The sequence below is a fragment of the Kitasatospora sp. NPDC059088 genome, assembly GCF_042738155.1.
GTDB lineage: Bacteria > Actinomycetota > Actinomycetes > Streptomycetales > Streptomycetaceae > Kitasatospora.
In genome coordinates this window covers 35337-44651 of record NZ_JBHYGR010000072.1, presented here as the reverse complement: position 1 = coordinate 44651, position 9315 = coordinate 35337, and the positions used below count along the sequence as shown (strand labels likewise).

Here is a 9315-nt window from a genome sequence, read left to right as displayed (position 1 = left end):
CCTCTCTCTCCCACCCCCCCGCGCACACCGCGTTTTTTTGTGGTCTCGTGGGCTGGGTGATGTGTATAAGAGACAGGGGCCCCCGGCCGTTCTCCCGGCGGTGCCGGTCGGTCACTGCACCGGGATGACCCCGGTCAGCCACTCGAAGGCGCTCGGGACCATCCGCTTCCACATGTCGGTGGTGTGCGGGCCGGTGCTCTCCTCGACCTGGACCTTGGTCGGCTCCTTGGCCGCGGCGGCGATCGCCTGGCCGTCCTCGTAGCCGTCGCCCTTGGCGCCGCTGACCAGCAGGGCGACCTTCGGCGGCTGCTGGGCGGACTTGAGGATGTTGACCGGGTTGTTCTCGGTGCGCAGCTTCGGGTCCTTGCCGACCAGCGAGTCGCCCTCGGTGGCCGGGTCGTTGTAGCCGGACATCGCGATGGCGGCGCGGTAGCGGTTGGGGTGGGCGAGTGCGAGCTTGGCCGCGCAGTGGGCGCCGGCCGAGTAGCCGGCGATCGCCCAGCGGTCCGAGGACGGGTCGGCGCGGAAGTTGTCCATCACCATCTGCGGGACGTCGCGGGTGATCCAGGCGTCCGCGTTGATCTTGCCGGGGATGTCGGTGCAGCCGGCGTCCTGGTGGCTGCCCAGCAGCAGGGTGCGCGGCGAGACCAGGATGAAGGGCGCGACCTTGCCCTGCTGCATCAGCGGCTTGAGCTGCTCGGAGACCTTGAGGGTGCCGTACCAGGTGGAGGAGGAGCCCGGGTAGCCGGGGATCAGCTCGACGACCGGGAACTTCTTGTCCTTGAACGCCGGGTCGTTGTACTGCGGCGGCAGCCAGACCAGCACCTCGCCGTCGACTCCGGAGACCTGGCCCTTGAGCTCGGTCTTCTGGACGTCGCCGGGCACCGCCGGGTCGTTCACGCCGCCGAACTTCTGCAGCACCTTCGGCGGCTGCTTGGCGGCGTCGCCGGAGCCGTCCTTGCCGTTGCCGGCCGGGTCCACCGGCGCCACCGAGGGCACCGCGCGGACGTGGTCACCGGTGCCGAGCAGGTCGTCCCAGTTGCCGTAGATCAGGTTCGCGTTGTTGACCATCACGAAGACCATCAGCACGGCGGTGACCTGGCAGAACATGATCATGACGATCCGGGACAGGGTGCGCACCGGCTGGGGGCCGCGCACCTTCCCCCAGAAGAGCAGCGCCACTGTGATGGACACCGGCACCAGGATGACGGTGAGGATGAGGAATGGCGTACCTGTCAGTTCCATCGCGTTCTCGTATCCGGGTCGCTCGCCGCCCGGGCCCCACTCGCCCGGACGCACGTCAATGGCATCAGACGGCAACCAGCGGATGATCGGTTGCTGTCCGAATCTGTGCGGAACCTGAGAGGAACATCACGTTTCAGAGTTGTTCCCGCTTCGGGTTGGCGCCTAGTCTGTCACCCGGACGGCGGTGCTCCGGACCAGATGTTCAGCGAACTTCCAGGAAGGTCCCCCGGGGCACCTTACCTGGCGCGCCGTTCGCACCGCCGGGCGAGGCGGTGCGATCCCGCGCGGCCGGGCCAGAGAGACTATGGGGATGAGCACAACCCGCTTTCGCCCGTCCCGCCGCTTCTGGCCCGTGTGCGCCGTCCTGGCCCTCGCGGTCACCGCGGCCGGTTGCAGCAGTACCGGAGGCAGACGCGCCGAGGAGGCCCGCGCCAAGGCCGCGGCCGCCGGTGGCAGCGCCGTCACCACCCCGCGCTGGAAGGTCGCCATGGTGACCCACGCCGGCGCCGGCGACGCCTTCTGGGACAGCGTGCGCAAGGGCGCCGAGCAGGCCGCCGCCAAGGACAACATCACCTTCCTGTACTCCAACGACGCGCAGACCCAGAACCAGGTCCAGCTCGTCCAGGCCGCCATCGACCAGAAGGTCGACGGCCTGCTGGTCACCCTCGCCAAGGGCGACGCGATGGCCGGCGTCCTCGGCAAGGCCAAGGCGGCCGGCATCCCGGTCATCACGATCAACTCCGGTCAGGAGTTCTCCGCGAAGTTCGGCGCGCTCACCCACATCGGCCAGGACGAGTCCTCGGCCGGCCAGGCGGCCGGCGCCGAGCTGGCCTCGCGCGGCCGCAAGAACGTGCTGTGCGTGATCCACGAGCAGGGCAACGTCGGCCAGGAGCAGCGCTGCTCCGGCGCCCAGTCCAAGGCCGGCGGCGGCTTCCAGGTGCTGTACGTCAACGGCGTCGACATGCCCGACGCCCGGGCGTCGGTCTCCGCCAAGCTCCAGGCCGACCCCTCCATCGACACCGTGCTCACCCTGTCCGGCCCGATGGCCGCCACCGGACTGCAGGCCGTCCAGGACGCCCACCGCGGCGTGGAGCTGGACACCTTCGACCTGGGACCGCAGGTGGTCGCGGGGCTCAAGTCCGGCAGCGTCGGCTTCGCCGTCGACCAGCAGCCCTACCTCCAGGGCTACGAGGGCGTCGACCTGCTCTGGCTGTACCGGTCCAACCTGGACATGCTCGGCGGCGGCAAGCCCGTCGCGACCGGCCCGCAGATCCTGACCAAGGACGACGCCGACGCGCTCGCCGAGTACGTCGCGAGGGGGACCAGGTGAGCGGTTCCACCACCCCGGACCTGCTCGTCCAGGACCGTCCGGCCGCCCTGCGGCGCCTCCTCGCCCGCCCGGAGCTGGGCTCGCTGATCGCGGCCGTCGCGGTGTTCACGGTCTTCGCCGCCGTCGCCGAACCGTTCCTGCGGGTCTCCTCGCTGGGCACCGTGCTCTACGCGGCCTCCACCATCGGGATCATGGCCGTGCCGGTCTCGCTGCTGATGATCGGCGGCGAGTTCGACCTGTCGGCCGGCGTGCTGGTCACCACCGCCGCGCTGACCTCCTCGATGGTGTCCTACCAGTTCACCGCCGTCACCTGGGTCGGCGTGCTGGTCTCGCTGGCCACCACGCTGGCGATCGGCGGGTTCAACGGCTGGATGCTCGGCCGCACCAGGCTGCCCAGTTTCATCGTCACCCTCGGCACCTTCCTGATGCTGACCGGCGCCAACCTGGGCGTCACCAAGGCGATCTCCGGGACGGTCTCCACCAAGTCGATCGCCGACATGCAGGGCTTCGAGAGCTGCCGGTGGCTGTTCGCCTCCGAGGTGAACATCGGCGGACTGACGGTCAAGGCCACCGTCTGGTGGTGGCTCGGCCTGCTGGTGGTCGGCAGCTGGGCGCTGCTGCGCACCCGCTTCGGCAACTGGATCTTCGCCGTCGGCGGCGACGCGGCGGCCGCCCGCGCGGTCGGCGTGCCGGTCGCCCGGACCAAGACGCTGCTCTACCTGGGCGTCGGCTTCGGCGCCTGGGTGCTCGGGCAGCACCTGCTGTTCTCCTTCGACACCGTGCAGTCCGGCGAGGGCGTCGGCAACGAGCTGATCTACATCGTCGCGGCGGTGATCGGCGGCTGCCTGATCACCGGCGGCTACGGCTCGGTGGCCGGCTCCGCGCTCGGCGCGCTGATCTTCGGCATGGCCAGCAAGGGGATCATCTACGCCCAGTGGAACCCGGACTGGTTCAAGTTCTTCCTCGGCGCGATGCTGCTGCTGGCCGCGCTGCTCAACGCCTACGTCAAGCGCCGGGCGGAACGGGGTCCGCGATGAACGACCAGCTCGGCTCCGGCACGGAGCGCCCGGTGGCCACCGAACCGGCGGGCACCGAACTGCTCGCGCTGGAGGGCGTCGGCAAGACCTACGGGACGGTCCGCGCGCTGCAGGACGTCTCGCTGACCCTGCGGGCCGGCGAGATCAGCTGCGTGCTCGGCGACAACGGGGCCGGCAAGTCCACCCTGATCAAGATCATCGCGGGGCTGCACCGGCACGACGAGGGCCGCTACACCGTCGGCGGCGAGGAGGTCCGGCTGGACTCCCCGCGCCAGGCGCTGGACCGCGGCATCGCCACCGTCTACCAGGACCTCGCCGTCGTCCCGCTGATGCCGGTGTGGCGCAACTTCTTCCTCGGCTCCGAGCGGGGCACCCGCCGCTGGGGCGGCCTGCGGCTGGACGCCGAGGGCATGCGCGCCACCACCCGCGAGGCGCTCGCCCGGATGGGCATCGACCTGCACGACGTCGACCGGCCGATCGGCACCCTGTCCGGCGGCCAGCGCCAGTGCGTGGCGATCGCCCGGGCCGTGCACTTCGGCGCCAAGGTGCTCATCCTGGACGAGCCGACCGCCGCGCTCGGCGTCAAGCAGTCCGGGGTGGTCCTCAAGTACGTCACCGCGGCCCGCGACGCCGGGCTCGGGGTCGTCCTGATCACCCACAACCCGCACCACGCCTACCTGGTGGGCGATCACTTCACCCTGCTGAAACGGGGGCGGACGGCCGGCAGCCACCCGCGCGCCGAGATCGGCCTCGAACAGCTCACCACCGAGATGGCCGGCGGCTCCGACCTCGCCGAACTCTCGCACGAGCTGGCCCGGCCGTCGGCCCCCGGTCCCACCGAACCCGACTCTCGTGAGGAGCGTCCGCAGCCGTGACCAGCCCCCATGGCAGCACTCGGCCGGCCGTCCTGCCCACCCTGCTCGGCCTCGGCCCGCGCGCCGAGCGCCGCCGCCGCGCCCTGCCCGCGGGCATACTGCGGCTGCCCACCATCGGCGTCGACATCGGCGGCACCAAGGTGGTCGCCGGGGTCGTCGACGGCGAGGGGAAGGTGCTGGAGAAGCTGCGCACCGACACCCCGCACAAGAGCAAGAGCGCCAAGGTCGTCGAGGACGTGATCGTCGAGCTGGTGCTCCAGCTCTCCGACCGGCACGACGTCCACGCGGTCGGCATCGGCGCGGCCGGCTGGGTCGACGCCGAGCGCTCCCGGGTGCTCTTCGCTCCGCACCTCAACTGGCGCAACGAGCCGCTCCAGCAGGCGCTCAGCGAGCGGCTGCGGTTCCCGGTGATCGTGGAGAACGACGCCAACGCGGCCGCCTGGGCCGAGTGGCGCTTCGGCGCCGGGCGCGGCGAGGACCACATGGTGATGCTCACCCTGGGCACCGGCATCGGCGGCGCGGTCGTCCGGGACGGCTACGTCGACCGCGGGAAGTACGGCCTGGCGGGCGAGTTCGGGCACATGCAGGTGGTGCCCGGCGGCCACCGCTGCCCGTGCGGCAACCGCGGCTGCTGGGAGCAGTACTCCTCCGGCAACGCCCTGGTGCGGGACGCCCGGGAACTGGTCGCGGAGGAGTCCCCGGTGGTGCAGCAGCTGCTCGCCCGGGCCGGCGGCACCGTCGAGGGCATCACCGGACCGCTGGTCACCGAGGCCGCCCGGGAGGGCGACCCGACCGCCGTCGAGCTGCTCTACGAGGTCGGCACCTGGCTCGGGGTCGGCATCGCCAACCTGGCGGCCGGCCTCGACCCGGGGCGCTTCGTCATCGGCGGCGGCGTCTCCGAGGCCGGCGACCTGCTGCTCGGCCCGGCCCGGGACACCTTCCGCCGCACCCTCACCGGCCGCGGCTTCCGGCCCGAGGCCAGCATCGTGCACGCGGCCCTCGGCAACGAGGCCGGGCTGGTCGGCGCCGCCGACCTGGCGCGGCAGGTCGCACGGCGGTTCCGCACCATCAAACGGCGCCGGGTGGAGCGCAGCGCGCCGTAGCGGGGCCAGGGGCGGCGGGGAACAGGGCGTCCCCTCCGTCCCTCCTGTCAACTACCCGTTGGTAGCCGTGCGGTGTGGTTGTCGGATTCATGTCTCCTGTGGAACAACTGACGTGACGTCGACTCAGGAGGACCGGATGAGGGCCCTGACCCGCCTAGCGCCATCACTGCTGATCGCCACCGCACTGGTCTGGGCCACCACCGGCCCCGCCGGCGCCGCGGCGCCACCGCCCAAGGCGCCCGAGGCGGTGGGCTGGGGCGGGGCGGTGGCCTCGGTGGACGCCGACGCCACCGCCGCCGGCATCGAGGTGCTGCGCAAGGGCGGGAACGCGGTGGACGCGGCCGTCGCCGCCGCGGCCGCGCTCGGCGTGACCGAGCCCTACTCCTCCGGGATCGGCGGCGGCGGGTACTTCGTCTACTACGACCACGCCACCGGCACGGTGCACACCGTCGACGGCCGCGAGACGGCCGGCCGCACCGCCGACACCGGACTGTTCCTGGAGGGCGGCAAGCCGCTCGCCTTCGCCGACGCCGTCACCAGCGGACTGTCCGTCGGCGTCCCCGGCACCCCGGCCACCTGGGACTCCGCACTGCGCCAGTGGGGCACCCGCTCGCTCGCGCAGAACCTCGAACCCGCCGAGCGGATCGCCGAGAACGGCTTCGTCGTCGACGACACCTTCCGCGGCCAGACCTCCGACAACTACAGCCGCTTCAAGGACTTCCCGGCCACCGCCAAGATCTTCCTGCCGAACGGCAAGCTCCCCGAGGTCGGTTCCGTCCTGCGCAACCCCGACCTCGCCGCGACCTACAGGCTGCTCGCCAAGGACGGCGTGAAGGCCTTCTACCAGGGCGCGTTGGCACAGGACATCGCCGACACCGTGCAGCACCCGCCGGTCGACCCGGCCTCCGGCCGCAACGCCCGCCCCGGGAAGGTCGACGCCGCCGACCTGGCCGCCTACCAGGCCCGCCGCCAGGCGCCCACCCACGTCGCCTACCGCGACTACGACGTCTACTCGATGGCCCCGTCCAGCTCCGGCGGCACCACCGTCGGCGAGGCGCTGCACATCCTGGAGGACGGCGACCTCTCCGGCTCCAGCAGCACGCAGTACTACCACCACTTCCTGGAGGCCTCGCGGATCGCCTTCGCCGACCGCAACCGCTGGGTCGGCGACCCGGCCTTCGGCGACGTCCCGACCCGGCAGCTGCTCTCCGAGCGCTACGCCGCCTCCCGGGCCTGCCTGATCAGCCCGGACCACGCGCTCACCAGCCCGCTCGCCCCCGGCGACCCGTACCACCCGGCCGACTGCGCGGACACCGGGCCGGCCCTCCCCGAGCCGTACGAGGGCCCCAACACCACCCACCTGACGGTGGCGGACCGCTGGGGCAACATCGTCTCCTACACCCTCACCATCGAGCAGACCGGCGGCAGCGGCATCACCGTCCCCGGCCGGGGCTTCCTGCTCAACAACGAGCTGACCGACTTCGACTTCGTCCCGCTCGCCGCCGGCGTCCCCGACCCCAACCTGCCCGGACCGGGCAAGCGGCCGCGCTCCTCGATGTCCCCGACCATCGTGCTGCGCGACGGCGAGCCGCTGCTCGCCACCGGCAGCCCGGGCGGCGCGACCATCATCACCACCACCCTCCAGGTGCTGCTCGGCCGCCTCGACCGGGGCCTGAGCCTGGAGCAGGCGATCGCCGCGCCGCGCGCCAGCCAGCGCAACAGCGCCGTCACCCAGGCCGAGCCCGGCTTCCTGGCGCTGCCGGAGCGGTCCGCGCTGGAGGCCCTCGGGCACCGGTTCGCCGACGGCGGCGAGATCGGCGCCGCCACCGGCGTGGAGCGGCTGCCGGACGGCCGCTGGGTGGCCGCCGCCGAGCCGGTGCGACGCGGCGGCGGCTCGGCCGCGGTGGTCCGCCCCGCGGGCTGACCGCCCGGCCGCGGCGCGGTGCCGGCCGTCGAGCGCCCGGCCGCGGCGCCGGTCGGGCCGGGTTGTCGGTGCCGGGCGGTATGTTCGGGGTGGGTCTCCCCGTGGGGCCCACCCCCGTCCGTACCGACCGAACCACCGGGAAGGCCGCCCGCCGTGACCGTCCGCATCGCCACCTGGAACATCAACTCCGTCACCGCCCGGCTGCCCAAGCTCCTGGAGTGGCTGGAGAGCGCCAAGCCCGACGTGCTCTGCCTCCAGGAGCTCAAGTGCGCGGCCGACGCCTTCCCGTACGAGCCGGTCCGCGAGCTCGGCTACGAGACGGCCGCGCACGGCAACGGCCGGTGGAACGGCGTGGCGATCGTCTCCCGGATCGGCCTGGAGGACGTCGTGCGCGACCTGCCCGGCCAGCCCGGCTACCTGGCCGACGGCGCCCTGCTGCCCGACGTCGAGCCGCGCGCCGTCGCCGCCACCTGCGGCCCGGTCCGGGTCTGGTCGGTCTACGTGCCCAACGGCCGCGAGGTCGACCACCTGCACTATCACTACAAGCTGGAGTGGCTGGAGGCGCTGCGCAAGGCCTCCGCCGAGGACGCGGCCGGCCCCCGCCCCTTCGCCGTCCTCGGGGACTTCAACATCGCCCCCACCGACGCGGACGTCTACGACGTCGCCGCCTTCGAGGGCCTCACCCACGTCACCCCGGTCGAGCGCGCCGCGCTGGCGGCGCTGGGCGAGGTCGGCCTGCACGACGTGGTGCCGCGCCCCCTCAAGTACGACCACCCCTACACCTACTGGGACTACCGCCAGCTGGCGTTCCCGAAGAACCGCGGCATGCGGATCGACCTCACCTACGCCAACAAGCCCTTCGCGGACGCCGTCACCGACAGCTACGTGGACCGCGAGGCCCGCAAGGGCAAGGGCACCTCGGACCACGCCCCGGTCGTGGTGGACCTGGACCTCTGAGCCCCCGGGGCCGCGGTGACGCCGTGTGACGATCACATGAGGTGACGGGCCGTCGCCCGAACGGTCCTGAGCGGTGGCCGGGCCCACCGGGCCTGCCTACCGTCGGTGAAAGACCGGGTGCAGTTGACACACCACGTGGACATGGGAGTCCCCGGCTGCGCCCGAGAATCCCGGAGGTTCCGGCATGCGCCCCACGCGTACGGCCGCCGCCGCCCTGATCGGCGCGACGGTGCTGACCGGTCTGACGGCCCCCCTCGCAGCAGCCAGGGACGGCGCGGCCTCGGTCAGCCCGTCCCAGGCCGCACCGGGCCAGACCGTGACGGTCACGGTCTCCTGCGAGAAGTCGGACAAGCCCGACGCCAAGACCATCACCGCCCACTCCGCCGCCTTCGAGGGCGGCCCCGCGACCCTCACCCTGGGCTCCGACGGCAGGCACACCGGCTCCGCCCGGCTCGCCTCCGAGCGCAACGGGGACAGCAAGGTCGACGGCACCTGCCCGGACGGCGGCGCCTTCTCCACCACCGTCAAGGTCACCACGGTGACCGCCACCGCCCCCGACAAGGGCCTCGGCGACTGGGGCAAGGCGGCGGGGGAGTGGGCCGGCTCGCTGGGCCAGTCCGGCGCCGGCAGCCAGCAGGTCGCCCCGCACGGCGCGGTGAAGACCGGGCTCGGCGGCTCGGTCGCGGCGGACCCGGCGGAGCTGGCGGGAGGGCTGGCCCTGGTCGCGGGCGGCATCGGCGGCTTCTGGCTGCTCCGCAGGCGCAGTGCCTGACGGCCCCGCCCCCCGCGTACGCCCACGCCGCGCCGCCGAGCCCTGACCTGATCGGACCGGCGGCGTGGCGGC

General features: G+C 72.9%; 8 protein-coding genes. 7 read left to right on the top strand and 1 reads right to left on the bottom strand.

Annotated elements, in window-relative coordinates:
• Window positions 1-111: 111 nt before the first annotated feature.
• Entirely contained in the window at window positions 112-1245 is a 1134-nt protein-coding gene (locus ACFWXO_RS27970; protein WP_380526903.1) for an alpha/beta hydrolase, read from the bottom strand.
• 310 nt (window positions 1246-1555) lie between these two features.
• Between ACFWXO_RS27970 and ACFWXO_RS27965 the strand changes: the two genes are divergently transcribed.
• The 7 genes from ACFWXO_RS27965 to ACFWXO_RS27935 all read left to right on the top strand — a co-directional run bounded on the left by ACFWXO_RS27965 (window position 1556) and on the right by ACFWXO_RS27935 (window position 9243).
• Window positions 1556-2575, top strand: coding sequence for a substrate-binding domain-containing protein (locus ACFWXO_RS27965; RefSeq protein ID WP_380526901.1), 1020 nt, complete (start codon window positions 1556-1558; stop codon window positions 2573-2575).
• The gene (locus ACFWXO_RS27960) at window positions 2572-3612 is read left to right on the top strand and encodes an ABC transporter permease (RefSeq protein WP_380526899.1); all 1041 of its coding nucleotides are present in this window, start codon (window positions 2572-2574) and stop codon (window positions 3610-3612) included. Before ACFWXO_RS27965 ends, ACFWXO_RS27960 begins: the two co-directional genes overlap by 4 nt.
• Window positions 3609-4487, top strand: coding sequence for an ATP-binding cassette domain-containing protein (locus tag ACFWXO_RS27955; protein WP_375884899.1), 879 nt, complete (start codon window positions 3609-3611; stop codon window positions 4485-4487). The genes ACFWXO_RS27960 and ACFWXO_RS27955 overlap by 4 nt, the downstream gene beginning before the upstream one ends.
• Complete coding sequence (locus ACFWXO_RS27950) at window positions 4484-5590, top strand: ROK family glucokinase (protein ID WP_375884901.1); 1107 nt, start codon at window positions 4484-4486, stop codon at window positions 5588-5590. Before ACFWXO_RS27955 ends, ACFWXO_RS27950 begins: the two co-directional genes overlap by 4 nt.
• Window positions 5591-5726: 136 nt before the next feature.
• Window positions 5727-7514, top strand: coding sequence for a gamma-glutamyltransferase (gene ggt / locus ACFWXO_RS27945; RefSeq protein ID WP_380526897.1), 1788 nt, complete (start codon window positions 5727-5729; stop codon window positions 7512-7514).
• Between the two features lie 153 nt (window positions 7515-7667).
• Complete coding sequence (locus ACFWXO_RS27940; protein ID WP_380526895.1) at window positions 7668-8471, top strand: exodeoxyribonuclease III; 804 nt, start codon at window positions 7668-7670, stop codon at window positions 8469-8471.
• A gap of 184 nt (window positions 8472-8655) precedes the next feature.
• Window positions 8656-9243, top strand: coding sequence for a hypothetical protein (locus ACFWXO_RS27935; protein ID WP_380526893.1), 588 nt, complete (start codon window positions 8656-8658; stop codon window positions 9241-9243).
• Window positions 9244-9315 lie beyond the last annotated feature (72 nt).